The following is a 15847-nucleotide window of genomic DNA, read 5'->3' as shown; positions in this document are numbered from 1 at the left end:
GCTATAGCGGGCGTATTCCCCTATTCTCTCAACCTCATTTTCATAGTAGCATCCGCCTGATCGTCTTTGACCAGTACAGAGTAGAGAATGACAACAACAGATCTTGCGCCGAAGGGCGAATTGGTTTTACGCACCCTGGCGATGCCGGCGGACACCAACGCAAACGGCGATATTTTCGGCGGCTGGCTGATGTCGCAAATGGATATTGGCGGGGCCATTATGGCCAAAGAAATTGCCCACGGTCGCGTCGTGACCGTGCGCGTCGACGGCATGACCTTTTTGCGCCCGGTGGCGGTCGGCGACGTCGTGTGCTGCTACGCCAACTGCGTGAAGCGCGGCAATACGTCGATAACTATCAATATGGAAGTGTGGGTTAAGAAAGTGTCGTCTGAGCCCATCGGCCAGCGCTACAAAGCCACCGAAGCGCTGTTTATCTACGTCGCGGTGGATAATCAGGGAAAACCGCGCGCACTGCCGACTCTGTGATTCAGCCGGCCCGGGGCATCCGGGCCGATTGTTTACAGAAAACCGAGTAAAGAAAAGAAGAAGTAGCCCAGCACAATAATAATTACCGGCAGGACGTACAGCGGAAAATACTGCACCAGGATGGTGTGGCGCGGCACCACAACCCGTGCGGAAATTTGTTCGCGCGTCAGCCCTTCCGTTCCTTTAGCCTGTTCCAGAATCAGCTGATCCTCAACGCCTTCGCGCAGAAACTTCGCCTGGCGCCCCATCCGCGCCCCGGAAGCCTGTAGCGCCATGCCGACAAACACCAGAATATAGATGATCCAGAAACCTATATTCATGCCGTGCTTAAAATCCGGCAGCGGCGAGTTGTACCAGAAGAAATTGAGGAACGGCGTGTTAAAGCGCATCATCTCGATCATCACATGAGAAAAGTCCATCATCACCGCGTCGATGCCCGGTTTTTTCTCGCTGTGCTCGTACATAAACTTCAGCACGGAGATCAGCGTTGAGATAACCGCCGGGATAAATACCACCCATCCCAGAATTCGTTTAAGTACTGCAATGCGTCCAGCTTGTTGATACGTCATGGATTCCCCTTGTTAAGACGCCTATCCACTCTTAGTCTACCTTCGTCGGCGAATTTCGCCCAATAATGCGCGGTATGATATACCATGAGTGCCGATTCGTTATCTACTTACGCTACAGGAGAGGGACTTATGTCAGCCAGGCGCCAGATTCACGCCGCGATTTTTGATATGGATGGATTACTGATTGACTCCGAGCCGCTATGGGACAAAGCAGAGCTGGAGGTAATGGCCAGCCTTGGGGTGGATATTCGTCGCCGCAATGAAATGCCGGATATTCTCGGGCTGCGCATCGATTTAGTCGTCGACCTGTGGTTTGCCCAACAGCCGTGGCAGGGCCCGGACCGCGCGGAGGTCACCACGCGGATCATCAATCGCGCTATCCAACTGGTGGAAGAGGCGCGTCCGCTGCTGCCGGGGGCGCGGGAAGCGGTGGCGATGTGTAAAGCACAGGGACTGAAAATTGGCCTGGCGTCGGCATCGCCGCTGCGAATGCTGGAAAAAGTCCTCGCCATGTTTGAACTACGCGACCAGTTTGACGCCCTCGCTTCCGCCGAAATGCTGCCGTACAGCAAACCGCACCCGCAGGTCTATCTGAACTGCGCCGCCAGTCTCGGCGTCAGCCCGATGAACTGCGTGGCGCTGGAAGACTCGGTCAACGGGATGATTGCCAGCAAAGCGGCGCGGATGCGCTCTGTCGTCGTACCGGAAGCGGAAAATAGCCATGACCCGCGCTTCGTGCTGGCCGACGTCAAGCTTGCCACCCTTGAATCTTTGACCCTGAGCGACCTGCTCGGCTAAAGGCATCGCTGATGATGGGGTTGCGGCATCGCCCCATCATCACAAAATTAAAACAGCGTTTCATTTTTATTTGTCTTTTCTTCTCCCGCCCTCTATGCTTGTCCCAACGGCGTTATTTGACGCATAAAATCAGCATACAGGGGTGCATATGGTACTGAACGCCTTTGACCTTACGGGCAAGGTCGCTATCGTGACGGGTTGTGATACCGGACTGGGCCAGGGAATGACGTTGGGCCTTGCGCAGGCCGGGTGCGATATCGTCGGCGTGAATCGCCGGATCCCTCACGAAACCGCAGAGAAGGTTCAGGCGCTGGGCCGACGCTTTACCGCTATTCAGGCCGATCTGAGCCGTCAGGATCAGATCGCAGCCATTGTTACTCAGGCCGTGGCCGCCATGGGCCGGGTTGACATTCTGGTGAATAATGCCGGAACCATACGCCGCGCCGATGCGCTAACCTTTAGCGAAAAGGACTGGGACGACGTGCTTAACCTGAATCTGAAATCCGTTTTCTTTCTGTCTCAGGCGGTCGCCAGACAGTTCATCGCGCAGGGCGACGGCGGAAAAATTATTAATATCGCCTCAATGCTCTCATTTCAGGGCGGTATTCGGGTCCCGTCATACACCGCCTCCAAAAGCGGCGTGCTGGGCATTACCCGCCTGATGGCCAACGAATGGGCGGAACATCGTATTAACGTTAACGCCATCGCGCCGGGCTATATGGCTACCAATAATACCCAGCAGCTGCGCGACGATGCCGAACGCAGCAAAGAGATCCTCGACCGTATCCCGGCCGCACGCTGGGGTGTTCCGGAAGACCTGCAGGGACCGGTGGTCTTTCTTGCTTCCCAGGCGGCGGATTACATTAACGGCTATACCCTGGCGGTGGACGGCGGCTGGCTGGCACGCTGATGGTCTTGTGACAAAGAGTTACACCGTCACCTCTTCCGCACACTGTATAAAAACCCTATACTGTATGAATTGACAGTTTAGGGTGTTTATCATGACGGCGGAAGGCCACCTCCTCTTTTCTATTGCCTGTGCGGTATTTGCGAAAAATGCGGAATTAACCCCCGTGCTGGCCCAGGGTGACTGGTGGCATATCGTTCCGTCCGCCATCCTGACCTGTCTGCTGCCGGATATCGATCACCCCAAGTCGTTTCTCGGGCAACGATTAAGCTGGATATCAAAACCGATTGCCCGCGCCTTCGGCCATCGCGGCTTCACCCATAGCCTGCTGGTGGTCTTTGGCGCGGTGGCGATTTTCTCGTTGAAGGTTCCGGATAGCTGGATCGTCCCGGCGGATGCGGTTCAGGGCCTGGTGCTGGGCTACCTCAGCCATATTCTTGCCGACATGCTTACCCCTGCCGGGGTTCCGCTGCTCTGGCCCTGCCGCTGGCGCTTTCGCTTCCCTATTCTTGCGCCGCGAAAAGGTAATCAACTGGAGCGCGCGCTGTGCATGGCGCTGTTCATCTACGCCGTGTGGATGCCGCAAAACGTTGCCGAAAACAGCGCCGTTCGCTGGTCATCTGAGATGATAAATTCACTGCAAACTACCTTTCATCGCTTTATTAGTCACCAGACTGGACGATAAAGCAGCGAATTATTCAAATAGTTATAATCAATTCCATTTGAATATAAGGTACGGATTACGCCTTCTGCTACCCTTGCCGTCATAAGAGTTGGTTATTGACCAACCTGGTGATAAAAGATATCAGGAGAACGGGGATGAACTTTCCATTAATAGCGAACGTAGTTGTGTTCGCGGTTTTACTGTTGGCGCTGGCCCAAACCCGCCATAAACAGTGGAGCCTCGCTAAAAAAGTGCTGGTCGGTCTGGTTATCGGCGTTATTTTTGGCCTGGCGTTACAGCTAATCTATGGCTCCGACAGCCCGGTACTGAAGGACTCTATCCAGTGGTTTAATATCGTCGGTAACGGCTACGTTCAACTGCTGCAAATGATCGTCATGCCGCTGGTTTTCGCCTCGATTCTGAGCGCGGTGGCCCGCCTGCATAACGCTTCGCAGCTGGGTAAAATCAGCTTCCTCAGTATCGGTACCCTGCTCTTTACTACGCTGATTGCGGCGCTGGTCGGGGTGCTGGTGACTAACATGTTTGGCCTGACAGCCGAAGGCCTGGTCCAGGGCAGCGCGGAAACCGCACGCCTCAACGCCATTCAGAGTAATTATGCCGGTAAAGTCGCCGACCTGAGCGTCCCGCAGCTGATCCTCTCCTTTGTGCCGAAAAATCCGTTCGCCGATCTGACCGGCGCGAACCCGACGTCGATTATCAGCGTGGTAATCTTCGCTGCATTCCTCGGCGTCGCGGCGCTGAAGCTGCTGAAAGACGATGTCGCCAAAGGCCAGCGCGTGCTGACCGCTATCGATACGCTGCAGAGCTGGGTGATGAAGCTGGTGCGTCTGGTCATGCAGTTAACGCCGTACGGCGTACTGGCGCTGATGACCAAAGTGGTTGCGGGCTCTAACCTGCAGGACATTATCAAGCTCGGCAGCTTCGTTATCGCCTCCTATATTGGTCTGGGCATCATGTTCGTGGTGCACGGCCTGCTGCTGGCGGTCAACGGCGTGAGCCCTCTGAAATACTTCCGCAAAGTCTGGCCGGTTCTGACCTTCGCCTTCACCAGCCGCTCCAGCGCGGCGTCTATTCCGCTGAACGTGGAAGCGCAAACCCGTCGTCTGGGCGTGCCGGAATCCATTGCCAGCTTCTCAGCATCGTTCGGCGCTACCATCGGACAGAACGGCTGTGCGGGACTCTATCCGGCGATGCTGGCGGTGATGGTCGCACCGACGGTCGGTATTAACCCGCTCGATCCGCTGTGGATTGCTACCCTGGTTGGCATCGTCACCGTCAGTTCCGCCGGCGTCGCAGGCGTGGGCGGAGGCGCGACGTTTGCCGCGCTGATCGTCTTACCGGCGATGGGGCTGCCGGTCACGCTGGTGGCGCTGTTAATCTCGGTTGAACCGCTGATTGATATGGGCCGTACGGCGCTGAACGTTAGCGGCTCAATGACCGCCGGTACCCTGACCAGCCAGTGGCTGCGCCAAACCGATAAAGCTATTCTCGATAGCGATGACGATGCGGAGCTGGCACACCGCTAAGTCGATATGCCCTTCGCGTAGTCAGAAACTAAAAACCGCTGAATTTTCAGCGGTTTTTTATTGTCCCGGCTCATTCAGGCGTCGATTTCACCTTCCTGCCTCATTTGCGTCGCCCAGCGCTGCGCCGCTTCCGGCACGTTAAACGGCGGGGAGCGACGGAAACGTTCGTCGATCAGCACAAAGGCGACGTATTTACCCCGCAGAACCCAAACGTCGCGAAAACCATCCATTTTGACGGCGTGTTCCGGCGGCGCAGGCTCCACTCGAGGCACGTAGCTAATGACCTGACGATTTTGTTGGCGAAGTGGTTTCATGACAAATAAATTCACTAAATACGGCGGTAAACAGAAACCCCTATCATAGCCGAAAACGCCCGCTTTCGTCGCCCCCTGCTTGCGGTCCTTTAGTAGCAAAACTCTTATAAAAATATATTCTTGAAATGATGTTCTACAATTAGAAGGGTTTTGGTTTAGCAAAGACCATTTTCAGTAATGAAAGCAGGAGCGTGCAATGTCTGATAAACCCCATAACCCGAAATCCCATCAATCACCGGTGCATGATGACCGGGCGGCAAAACCTGGCCTGGGCGCATTAGCGCCAGAAGATCAGGATTGGCAGCCCACGCCGCACCCGACCGCGCCGGGCGAAGAGCCGACGGCGCCGGGTAGCATGAAGGCCCCGGATACGACCAGCGAAAAGCTCGATGCCCTCGAGAAACAGCGTAAAGGCGGTGAGAATGCTGCGCTTACAACCAATCAGGGTCTACGCATCGCTGACGACCAGAACTCGCTGCGCGCGGGTCAACGCGGCCCCACGCTGCTGGAAGATTTTATCCTGCGTGAAAAAATAACCCATTTTGACCATGAACGTATTCCCGAGCGCATCGTTCATGCCCGCGGCTCCGCTGCGCACGGCTATTTCCAGGCGTACAGCGATTTAAGCGACATCACCAAAGCGGCTTTCCTCTGCGACCCGCAGAAAAAAACGCCGGTATTCGTCCGTTTTTCCACCGTTCAGGGCGGCGCTGGCTCCGCCGATACGGTGCGCGACATCCGTGGTTTTGCCACCAAGTTTTATACCGACGAGGGCATCTTTGACCTGGTCGGCAACAACACGCCGATCTTTTTTATCCAGGATGCGATCAAGTTTCCCGATTTTGTCCATGCGGTGAAACCGGAACCGCACTGGGCCGTCCCGCAGGGGCAAAGCGCGCACGATACCTTCTGGGATTACGTCTCGCTGCAGCCTGAAACGCTGCATAACGTCATGTGGGCGATGTCGGACCGCGGGCTACCCCGCAGCTACCGTACCATGGAAGGGTTTGGCATCCACACCTTCCGCCTGATTAACGCGGAAGGTAAAGCGACCTTCGTACGCTTCCACTGGAAGCCGGTCGCGGGTAAGGCCTCCCTGGTGTGGGATGAGTCGCAAAAGCTGACCGGCCGCGACCCCGATTTCCATCGTCGTGACTTATGGGAATCGATTGAAGCCGGAGATTATCCTGAGTACGAGCTGGGATTACAGCTGATCCCGGAAGAGGATGAATTTGCTTTTGATTTCGATCTGCTGGATCCCACCAAGCTCATCCCGGAAGCGTTGGTTCCGGTGCAGCGCGTCGGTAAGATGGTCCTTAATCGCAACCCGGATAACTTCTTTGCCGAAAACGAACAGGCGGCCTTCCATCCCGGGCATATCGTTCCAGGAATAGACTTCAGCAACGACCCGCTGCTGCAGGGCCGACTCTTCTCCTATACCGATACGCAGATTAGCCGCCTCGGCGGGCCGAATTTCCATGAAATTCCGATTAATAAACCCACCTGCCCGTATCATAATTTCCAGCGCGACGGCATGCACCGGATGGATATTGATACCAACCCGGCAAACTATGAACCTAACTCCATCAATAACAACTGGCCGCGGGAGACGCCGCCGGCCGCTAAACGCGGCGGCTTCGAATCCTATGCCGAGCGGATTGACGGAGAAAAAATTCGCCAGCGTAGCCCTTCCTTTGGCGAGTATTACTCTCAACCCCTGCTATTCTGGCGTAGCCAGACGCCAATTGAGCAGCAGCATATTATCGACGGATTCAGCTTCGAGCTGAGCAAGGTTGTCAGAGAGTGGATCCGCGAGCGGGTGGTCGATCAGCTGGCGCATATCGACCTGCAGCTGGCTCAGGCCGTAGGTAAAAACCTGGGTATTGAGCTCACGGACGAACAGCGCAGCATTACGCCGCCGCCGGATGTCAACGGCCTGAAAAAGGATCCGACGCTAAGCCTGTACGCCATTCCCAGCGGCGACGTGAAAGGCCGGGTGGTGGCGGTACTGCTTAACGATCGTCCGGTTGCCAAAGAGCTGCTGACTTTGCTCAAGTCGCTGAAAGCGCACGGGGTACATGCCAAATTACTCTATTCACGAATGGGGAAAGTGCAGGCCGATGATGGCACCGAGCTCCCGGTAGCCGGAACCTTTGCCGGGTCGCCATCGCTGACCGTGGATGCAGTCATCGTTCCCGGCGGCGATCTGCAAAGTCTGAGCAGCAACGGTGATTTCAACTATTACCTGCTGGAAGCATACAAACACCTGAAGCCGATTCTGCTGGCAGGCGATGCACGGCAGTGCAAAGCGCCGCTGCAGGTTGCCGCTCAGGGCGAAGAAGGCATTGTTGAGACCGATGCCATTGATAGCCAATCAATGGATGAACTGATCACCCTGATGGCGGCGCATCGGGTGTGGTCGAGAAGCGCTAAAATCGCCGCGATCCCGGCGTAAAAAAAGCCCGGCAGAGATGCCGGGCTTCTCACTTCCCTTTATACATCGCGGTAGGTTCCAAGCCGGTAGCCGCGCTCGGCAATCGCATACTTCAGCGACCCGGCGGTCAGCACATCCAGTTCGGTCAGTCGCGGATAGCAGTAGGCGCTGCCCATTATCGTGTTATCCACGAACGCCGGGTGACACATCACCTCCAGCGATTTTTCCTCGCGCTGGACAGAGGCATCCAGGGTTTGCAGAAACAGCGCTTCCGAAACCCCTTCCCCGTAGAACTCGCTGGCAAATCCATCACTACTGCGCGCGGCATCCTGCGCCAGGCCTGACAGCGTCGCTAGCTGGCGGTCGATCCGCAGCGCCACGCCCTTCTCGCGGGCAAACGCCGCGACGATGGGGTAGATCTGCGCGATCATATGGACATGATGATGGCTGTCGATATGCGTCGGTTCATGGCCAAACAGCTCGACAAAACGCTGATACTGACGCTCCAGTTCGTGGGCGATGTCGTCCAGCGGCAGGCTGCCCTCTTCCGCCATCTGCCAAATCCACTTTCCAAAGCGCCCTTCGCGGGTTAGCCCCGGCATCGCCGCCAGCGGCTCGCCCAGCGTCAGGACAAAGTGCATCCCAACCGCCAGCTCCGGGACGCAGCGGCTAAGCTGGGCAGCGTGGCTAATCGCCGCGCCGTTGACCAGCGCCGTCGTGGAGGTGACCACACCGTTCTTGCAAGCTTCGATAATGCCGTAGTTTTGCCCCCTGCTGAGGCCAAAATCATCGGCATTGACGATTAACACGCGTTCCATTAGCCGCTCCCGTTACTGTTTCAGTTTTTCGATAGTCGCCGCAAAGTTTGGCAGCCACTGCTCGTGCGCGAGGATCATCTCCCGCGCCAGCTTTTCAGCATCGCGATCGGAGTGGATCAGCGGGCTCAGATTAAGCGCCAGCAGCACATCATCCAGTTTACCGCTGATAGCCGCTTCGCTGGCCGCAACTTCAAAACCTTTAATGGTGTAAATCAGCCCCAACACTTTCTCATCGAAATGCGTGATGCGCGGCGTTGGTTTCGCGCCGTCGCGGCCCAGCGTACAGGTCATCTCGACCGCCCAGTCTGCCGGGATGTTATCAACGTGACCATGATGCGGCACGTTCACGTAATGCTCGGCCTGCTTGTCATTATAAATGGCGTTAATCACTTCACAGGCCGCGTCGGAATAATACGCCCCACCGCGCTGTTCCAGTTCTTTCGGCTTAACGTTCAGATCCGGATCTTTGTACAGCTCAAATAGCTGTTTCTCAACCTTCTGCACCACCTGCGCGCGCGCGCCGCCTTTGTAGTATTCGCCCATTTCAATCGCCAGCATCTCTTTTGGCTTAAAGTAGTAGAGCAGATAGGAACAAGGGATCAGGCGCAGCGAACGAAGCAGTCCTTCGCTAAAGGGTAAATCAAAAATATTTTTCACCGAGTTAGCGCTCAATCGACCCGATGCCACGCCGTCCAGCAGCTCGTCAAAGCGTGAAACGCCGTTAACCAGTACATCGCGCACAAATACCAGATGGTTCAGGCCAAACAGATCGATATTGAGCTCATCGCTCGGGCTCAGCTGCAGAACGTCGGTGATAAACATCTTCATGCCAATCGGAATATTGCACACGCCGATAAAACGCTTGAAGCCGGTATGACGATAAACCGCTTCGGTGACCATCCCCGCCGGATTGGTAAAGTTAATGACCCAGGCATTCGGACAGACTTCCTGCACATCTTTCACAATGTCAAAAATGACCGGAATAGTGCGCAAACCTTTAAACAGTCCGCCCGCGCCGTTGGTTTCCTGGCCTAAATAGCCGTGGCTCAGCGGGATACGCTCGTCCTTCTCGCGGGCCTTGAGCTGGCCAACGCGCAGCTGGGTCGTTACGAAATCTGCGCCTTCCAGCGCCGCGCGGCGATCGAGGGTCTTGTAGACTTTCATCGGCACGCCGGCTTTTTCCACCATGCGCTGGCACAGCGCATGGATAATATCGAGCTTTTCCTGCCCTTCCGCGACGTCCACCAGCCACAGTTCGCTAATCGGCAGTTCATGATAACGCTTCAGGAACCCTTCCAGTAATTCCGGGGTATAGCTGCTGCCGCCGCCGATAGTCACTACCTTCAATTTCTGGCTCATCTTTTTCTCCCTTGCGGATAACGCGTATGCGACACCCGCTCTCCGTGTAAATACGGACAGTTAATTTGAATATTTAGACCGCGCGGACTATTCCGCGCCCGGTTAATTAATACTGGTGAGGTGTTTCCGATAGCTGCTGGGGGTAAAAGAAGTCAGCTTCTTGAATGTTTTAATAAACAAACTTGGGCTACTGTACCCCGACTCATAGGCAATATCGGTCACCGAGTAGTTGGTTATCTCTAACTGTTTTTTTGCGAAGTTGATGCGAATATCGTTAATCATCTGCATCGGCGTTTTGGCGTAATAACGCTGGGTTGCCCGAGTTAAGTACTCCTGGGTTTTCCCGGAAAGTTCAACCATATTCTCCAGCGCCCCCTCGCCAAACTTAAGCTTATCGTGCATCCCCTCCACGGTATTTTTCAGCCATTGCGGAATAACGTCTTCCGCAGGCTCTTCACGATAATGTCGGAGCCGATTCAGAGTATAAAAGGAGACCAGCTCGATAAATTCGTCAAATTCAGTTTCGCGAAAATTCAGTGATGCAATAACCGACTCAATATAACTGAGAAAAGTACTTTTAACGGCATAGACCTGAGAAGCAACCAGACCAAACGGCAGCAGCGGCAGATAGTGTTTTTCAAAGAAACTTTTGCTGATACCAACGTTCAGAATGCGCGTCGCGCCAAATTCATAAAAGCTTTGGTGGTGCGACCCCATTGGGATAAAAACGAAATCCCCGCGCTCCAGCAGCACCCGCTTGCCATTAATAACCTGATAATAGCGCCCGGTTAAAACGATGGTGTACTCGTAATAATCATGCTGGTGAAGTCCGCTTACGCTCTCCGTTTTGTTATAGATGACCACATGAAAGTTTTTGCCGTTAAAGAGTTGTTGCTCCCGGGCGGTACTGATTTCAGTGGTCATCATCTTTGGTTGCCTCATCGTGTCGATGACCTATTGTACCTTCTCGTGCAGCTCAATCAATTCGGCAACCAGCTCACGTGCCAGCATTGAGGTCATCAGATGATCCTGCGCATGCACCAGCACCAGGCTCACCTTCATTTTGCCTTCTCCCTCATCGCTCTCAATCAGCTGGGTCTGCACCAGATGCGCTTCGCTCAGCGCCATGCGCGACTGTTCCATCATGGTTTTAGCCGCCGCAAAATCTCCCTGCTTTGCCTGCTTCAGCGCGGCATAAGCCAGACTACGCGCTTGTCCGGAGTTGATAATCAGCCCCATCACCACCTCTTCGAGGTCGTTTACCGCGGTCTCTTCTGCTGCGATGTTATCCAGATCAAACATAATGACTCCCTTAATTTGCCAGACGGTACGGGAAACTTCCCGTACCGCTCGATATTAGAATTTCAGTGCGTTAGCGATATCTTCTTCGCTCTCTTCCTGCTCAATGACGCCCTGCGCTTTGTTGGAAATAACCACAAACGGCAGGTAGACCAGGGTCGATACGGCAAGGTTGAACAGGGCCAGCAGCAGAGCTGCGACGCTACCGTTAGTGTTAAAGAAGGCGCCTAAACCGGTCGGCATAGTCCACGGAGCGATGTTGGTAATCGGCGGGATGATGCCCAGGGTATACGCCGTCATGGTGATGGCCGCCAGCAGAGGCTGAATCAGAATGAACGGAATAAACATCACCGGGTTCATGATAATCGGCAGACCGAAAAGGATAGGCTCGTTAATCTGGAAGATGCCGGACGGCAGCGCCAGTTTCGCCACCTGACGATGATCCTCGCGGCGGGAAGCGATAAAGATGGCGATGATCAAGCCCAGCGTCGCGCCGGTACCACCGAGGAAAATGTAGGAATCAAGCATCGGCTTGGCCCACATATGGAAGCTCTTACCCGCCGCCAGCGCGGCTTCAACGGAGCCGTACTGCTGATAGGTTGCGATGTTTTCCAGTGCCCATGGCGTCATAATGCCGCTATCGAGCGCCGACAGCGCCAGCGACCCGTGTACGCCGAAGAACCACAGCAGCGAGGTGAAAATAACGTATGCCCAGCCTACCACGGCACCCATTGAGGCCAGCGGCGTGGAGATAGTGTCCATGATGATCTGGTGGAAGTTCGTTCCCCAGTGGGTCAGCGCCCAGGAGATAATCCCCATAATAGACAGGATAATAAAGGCCGGGATAACCGCTGAGAATGAACGGGAGACCGAAGCCGGCACGCTGGACGGCAGCGTAATCACCCAGTTGCGATGAACGATAAAGGTGAACATCTCGGCAACGACCAGACCGATTACGATACCAGAAATAATGTTGGCACCGCCTAACCAATTCGCGCCAACGGCGTAGGCTTCCCCGACGCTATAAGGCGTAACGGTCATAAATGCCGCAACCGCCAGCAACCCGGCCGCCATTGGGTCAACTTTACGCTCTTCAGCTAAAGCCGAACCAATAAAGAAAGGCGCCATCAGCGACATAATACCTAGCGTACCGTTATAAACGTTGCCGCCGATAGCTTTAAAACCGTTCAGTGTTTCGATTGTCGAGGCATCCAGACGAATGCCCATTGAATAAAAGAATGAACCGTCGCCAAAGCTCAAAAATACGTTATTAATTAAAACAAACATGGCCCCGGCTAACGTCAATGGCATTAACTTAATAAAGCCGTTTTTAATTGCATTGACGTGAGGTTGCCTTCCTATTCTGATCGCAAACGGAAGGAGTACCTTTTCAAGCGAATCAATCACTTTACTCATAATAAATACCCTTTAAGGCCGCAATGTAATTATTGCGGCAATGATAGATGAAATTACTCTTTGACGGGAAAATAAACTCAGGGTATTTCGGACAGCAAACAGTTAAAACACACCCTCACGAAATTTTAACCATTGCCATCCGAAATATGTCGAGTTTTAAAATATAAATTATTGCGCAGCAGCTTTCTTAATGGCCGCAACGGCCGCTTTCAGAACACCTAAACCATCGATCTTACCGTACAGCACGGAATCAATAACTTCTACGGGTTTATTTGGTAGTAAACGTTGAATGTCCGGCAGCATATAGGAAATCTGTGGGCCTAATAATACGACATCAGCATCAGGTCCTTTTTCACCGGCCAGAGTCTCGGGAAATGCTTCAATAATAACCGGCACTTCATACTTCTCGGCCTGAGCACGCATTTTCGAGACCAGCAGTGATGTAGACATCCCAGCAGAACAGAACAGGTAGATATGTTTCTTTTCCATGAACGCTTCCTCAATTTGTGTGACCGGGTCTCCTGAGCGCATCGTTGATGCCGGAGAGGCGGTAAGAGATGTTTCTTTGAATTAGTATTGTTTATGCATTGAGTATACGGCATCGTTCATCGGCAGGATAATTCCTCCTTGAACAGAATTGTCTCTCATTGACCTCGCGTTTTGACTGCCCTCACATTTCCCTCAAATAATTCGCGCAATTAAATAAGCATCAGCGCTCATAAAAAAGCCCGACCAATGGTCGGGCTTTCGTAGGAATCAGCACTATGGCGGGATGTTACTTACTGTTGCGCGGGTCGGTATCGTATTCAGCGCAGGTCTGATAACCAGAATTCATCACACGGCCGGTTTCATCCAGCGCGACGAAGTAGGTTTCAATTTTACCATCGCGTTGACCCAGGATGTATGTCTGACAGGTACCGCGTGCGTGGATCATCGTCACTTCTGATGAAGGTTTACCAGCAATTTGCGCAACCTGCGCGCGGGTCATGCCTTTTTTAACGTCTTTAACCACCGGCTGGGTGAACTGATCTTTAGTACGGTCATAGGCCGTACACCCTGCCAGCATGGTTAATACAGCTGCTGCGCCCAGAAATCCTGCAAAATGCTTGTTCATATTCCATCCTCTTTTTTTTGGCGTGTAAATAAGCCTGGAATAAATATCGTTATTTTTCAAGCCGAAGGTGGAAATGAAGCGAAATTAAGATCTTTCCAATAATAAAGCCCGTTCCGTTGAGGTTGCCTGCTTTTGCTACACTCAAAATTGTGATCCTTGTCGTTTTACCGTCAAAGAGGTAGGTTAAACCTCTGCTGATTGCCATACAGATTCACTTTCCGGAGGGCGCGATGACGCTACAACAAGAGATTATTCAGGCGCTGGGCGCTAAACCCCAGATCGATGTCGAAGCCGAAATACGCTGCAGCATAGACTTTTTGAAGTCCTATCTGCAGAAATACCCTTTTATTAAATCACTGGTCCTCGGCATCAGCGGCGGCCAGGACTCCACGCTTGCCGGTAAGCTCTGCCAGCAGGCAATCAATGAGCTACGCGCCGAAACCGGTGACGACAGCCTGCAGTTTATCGCCGTTCGCTTGCCGTACGGCGTGCAGGCAGACGAGCAGGACTGTCAGGACGCCATCGCTTTTATTCAGCCGGACCGTGTATTAACGGTCAATATTAAGGGCGCCGTGCTGGCCAGTGAACAGGCGCTGCGCGAAGCCGGCATTGAGCTTAGCGACTTTGTTCGCGGCAACGAAAAAGCCCGCGAACGCATGAAAGCGCAGTACAGCATCGCCGGGATGACCCACGGCGTGGTGGTAGGTACCGATCATGCGGCGGAGGCTATTACTGGTTTTTTCACTAAATACGGCGACGGCGGCACAGACATCAACCCTCTTTTCCGCCTCAACAAACGTCAGGGCAAACAGCTTTTGGCCCATCTGGGGTGTCCGGAGCACCTGTATAAAAAACTGCCGACCGCCGATCTTGAGGACGACCGCCCCTCCCTGCCGGACGAAGTGGCGCTGGGCGTGACCTACGAGAACATCGACGACTATCTGGAAGGTAAAACGCTGGACGAGAAAGTCGCGAAAACGATCGAAGGCTGGTATCTGAAAACCGAGCACAAACGCCGCCCGCCAATCACCGTCTTCGACGACTTCTGGAAAAAATAACCCATCCCTCCCTCGCCCCGACTCCGGTTGGGGTGATTTATTGTCCTTTTCGCTCCGCTCTTCCCCTGCTATACTGGATAAATAAACAGCACCAGGAGCAATAGTGGCAAGAAGGCAATCCGCCCCGCGTCTCGAATTTGAAGCGGCGGCAATCTATGAGTATCCCGAACATCTGCGTCCGTGGCTTGAGGCTCTGCCCAGGCAGCCGGGGGTATATCTGTTTCACGGCGAAAGCGATACCCTGCCGCTCTATATCGGCAAAAGCGTTAATATCCGCAGCCGGGTGTTGTCGCATCTGCGCACCCCCGACGAAGCGGCTATGCTGCGCCAGTCACGACGCATCACCTGGCAACGGACGGCGGGCGAGCTCGGCGCACTCCTGTTAGAAGCGCAGCTCATTAAGGAACAGCAGCCCCTGTTTAATAAACGTCTGCGGCAAAACCGGCAGCTGTGCTCATTGCGCCTGGCTGACGCCCGACCGCAGGTGGTTTACGCCAGCGAGCTGGATTTCTCGCAACAAAGCGATCTCTATGGCCTTTTTGCCAATCGCCGCGCCGCGCTGCAGGCGCTGCAAAAAATTGCCGACGAGCATCGCCTTTGTTATGGATTAATGGGACTCGAGCCGCTCAACCGCGGGCGCGCCTGCTTTCGTTCGGCGCTGGGCCGCTGTGCAGGAGCCTGCTGCGGGAAGGAGAGCGTTGAAGCGCACCAGCAGCGTTTGGTGGAAAATATGCAAAAAATGCAGCTGGTATGCTGGCCATGGGCCGGGGCGATCGCGCTGGAAGAGCGCAGCGAGGATATGACGCAGTACCATATTATTCAAAACTGGCTATGGCTGGGCGCCGTAGAATCCCTGTCGCAGGCCTCATCGCTCACGCGCCTGGCGGCAAAATTTGACCATGATGGTTATAAAATACTGTGTAAACCGCTGCTTAGCGGCCGCTATAAGCTGCATCCGCTGTAAAACTGACCGTGGGCCACCTCTGTCCTGACGAACAGATCATATCGCATTCCCTGGTGATATGGCCTTGCCCGGTTTAAAAACTGCTGCCATACGCGTTTCC

At 54.2% G+C, this 15847-nt stretch carries 17 protein-coding genes; 8 read left to right on the top strand and 9 right to left on the bottom strand.

Translation table 11 applies throughout. The annotated features are described in order from the left end of the window. Nucleotides 1–87: 87 nt before the first annotated feature. The gene (gene yciA, locus ACSIPU_RS22740) at nt 88–486 is read left to right on the top strand and encodes an acyl-CoA thioester hydrolase YciA (protein WP_004101357.1); all 399 of its coding nucleotides are present in this window, start codon (nt 88–90) and stop codon (nt 484–486) included. Between the two features lie 32 nt (nt 487–518). Here yciA and ACSIPU_RS22735 read toward each other — a convergent pair whose 3' ends face one another. Further along, the gene (locus ACSIPU_RS22735) at nt 519–1055 is read right to left on the bottom strand and encodes a YniB family protein (protein ID WP_017146069.1); all 537 of its coding nucleotides are present in this window, start codon (nt 1053–1055) and stop codon (nt 519–521) included. A gap of 129 nt (nt 1056–1184) precedes the next feature. Between ACSIPU_RS22735 and hxpB the strand changes: the two genes are divergently transcribed. From hxpB to ACSIPU_RS22715, 4 genes are all read left to right on the top strand, one after another. Beyond that, nucleotides 1185–1853, top strand: coding sequence for a hexitol phosphatase HxpB (hxpB, locus tag ACSIPU_RS22730; protein ID WP_004112390.1), 669 nt, complete (start codon nt 1185–1187; stop codon nt 1851–1853). Nucleotides 1854–2001: 148 nt separating this feature from the next. Continuing rightward, nucleotides 2002–2763 (top strand): 2-dehydro-3-deoxy-D-gluconate 5-dehydrogenase KduD, encoded by a 762-nt coding sequence (gene kduD / locus ACSIPU_RS22725; RefSeq protein ID WP_004112387.1) that lies wholly within the window; start codon nt 2002–2004, stop codon nt 2761–2763. Between the two features lie 91 nt (nt 2764–2854). Then, nucleotides 2855–3445 (top strand): metal-dependent hydrolase, encoded by a 591-nt coding sequence (locus ACSIPU_RS22720; RefSeq protein WP_004101351.1) that lies wholly within the window; start codon nt 2855–2857, stop codon nt 3443–3445. Between the two features lie 134 nt (nt 3446–3579). Beyond that, the gene (locus ACSIPU_RS22715) at nt 3580–4971 is read left to right on the top strand and encodes an L-cystine transporter (protein ID WP_004112384.1); all 1392 of its coding nucleotides are present in this window, start codon (nt 3580–3582) and stop codon (nt 4969–4971) included. 74 nt (nt 4972–5045) lie between these two features. Here ACSIPU_RS22715 and cedA read toward each other — a convergent pair whose 3' ends face one another. After that, nucleotides 5046–5285, bottom strand: a complete 240-nt coding sequence (gene cedA, locus ACSIPU_RS22710) for a cell division activator CedA (protein ID WP_024274048.1) — start codon at nt 5283–5285, stop codon at nt 5046–5048. Nucleotides 5286–5481: 196 nt separating this feature from the next. Here cedA and katE point away from each other — a divergent pair, with 196 nt between their 5' ends. Continuing rightward, entirely contained in the window at nt 5482–7740 is a 2259-nt protein-coding gene (gene katE, locus ACSIPU_RS22705) for a catalase HPII (protein WP_016808509.1), read from the top strand. Between the two features lie 38 nt (nt 7741–7778). Here katE and chbG read toward each other — a convergent pair whose 3' ends face one another. From chbG to osmE, 7 genes are all read right to left on the bottom strand, one after another. After that, the gene (chbG, locus tag ACSIPU_RS22700) at nt 7779–8537 is read right to left on the bottom strand and encodes a chitin disaccharide deacetylase (protein WP_016808508.1); all 759 of its coding nucleotides are present in this window, start codon (nt 8535–8537) and stop codon (nt 7779–7781) included. 12 nt (nt 8538–8549) lie between these two features. Next, the gene (locus ACSIPU_RS22695) at nt 8550–9896 is read right to left on the bottom strand and encodes a 6-phospho-beta-glucosidase (RefSeq protein ID WP_004101344.1); all 1347 of its coding nucleotides are present in this window, start codon (nt 9894–9896) and stop codon (nt 8550–8552) included. 102 nt (nt 9897–9998) lie between these two features. Beyond that, the gene (gene chbR, locus ACSIPU_RS22690) at nt 9999–10838 is read right to left on the bottom strand and encodes a transcriptional regulator ChbR (RefSeq protein ID WP_071530309.1); all 840 of its coding nucleotides are present in this window, start codon (nt 10836–10838) and stop codon (nt 9999–10001) included. Between the two features lie 12 nt (nt 10839–10850). Then, a complete protein-coding gene (gene chbA / locus ACSIPU_RS22685) occupies nt 10851–11198 on the bottom strand; it encodes a PTS N,N'-diacetylchitobiose transporter subunit IIA (RefSeq protein ID WP_004101342.1) in 348 nt (115 codons plus the stop codon). A 54-nt stretch (nt 11199–11252) separates the two neighbouring features. Continuing rightward, the gene (gene chbC / locus ACSIPU_RS22680) at nt 11253–12611 is read right to left on the bottom strand and encodes a PTS N,N'-diacetylchitobiose transporter subunit IIC (RefSeq protein ID WP_004101341.1); all 1359 of its coding nucleotides are present in this window, start codon (nt 12609–12611) and stop codon (nt 11253–11255) included. A 168-nt stretch (nt 12612–12779) separates the two neighbouring features. Then, nucleotides 12780–13100 (bottom strand): PTS N,N'-diacetylchitobiose transporter subunit IIB, encoded by a 321-nt coding sequence (gene chbB, locus ACSIPU_RS22675; RefSeq protein WP_004101340.1) that lies wholly within the window; start codon nt 13098–13100, stop codon nt 12780–12782. A 286-nt stretch (nt 13101–13386) separates the two neighbouring features. Continuing rightward, nucleotides 13387–13725, bottom strand: coding sequence for an osmotically-inducible lipoprotein OsmE (gene osmE, locus ACSIPU_RS22670; protein WP_004101339.1), 339 nt, complete (start codon nt 13723–13725; stop codon nt 13387–13389). Between the two features lie 230 nt (nt 13726–13955). On the opposite strand from osmE, the gene nadE reads away from it, so the two are divergent. Both nadE and cho read left to right on the top strand, forming a co-directional pair. Beyond that, nucleotides 13956–14783, top strand: a complete 828-nt coding sequence (gene nadE / locus ACSIPU_RS22665) for an ammonia-dependent NAD(+) synthetase (RefSeq protein ID WP_004101338.1) — start codon at nt 13956–13958, stop codon at nt 14781–14783. Nucleotides 14784–14886: 103 nt separating this feature from the next. Next, nucleotides 14887–15747: an excinuclease Cho gene (cho, locus tag ACSIPU_RS22660; protein ID WP_004101337.1), complete on the top strand. Its 861-nt coding sequence runs from the start codon at nt 14887–14889 to the stop codon at nt 15745–15747. Nucleotides 15748–15847: the final 100 nt, after the last annotated feature.

Origin of the sequence: Klebsiella sp. HN106 (assembly GCF_051209435.1) — a bacterium.
GTDB lineage: Bacteria > Pseudomonadota > Gammaproteobacteria > Enterobacterales > Enterobacteriaceae > Klebsiella > Klebsiella oxytoca.
The sequence above is the reverse complement of the archived record's forward strand: the minus strand, read 5'-3'. Positions and strand labels throughout refer to the sequence as shown.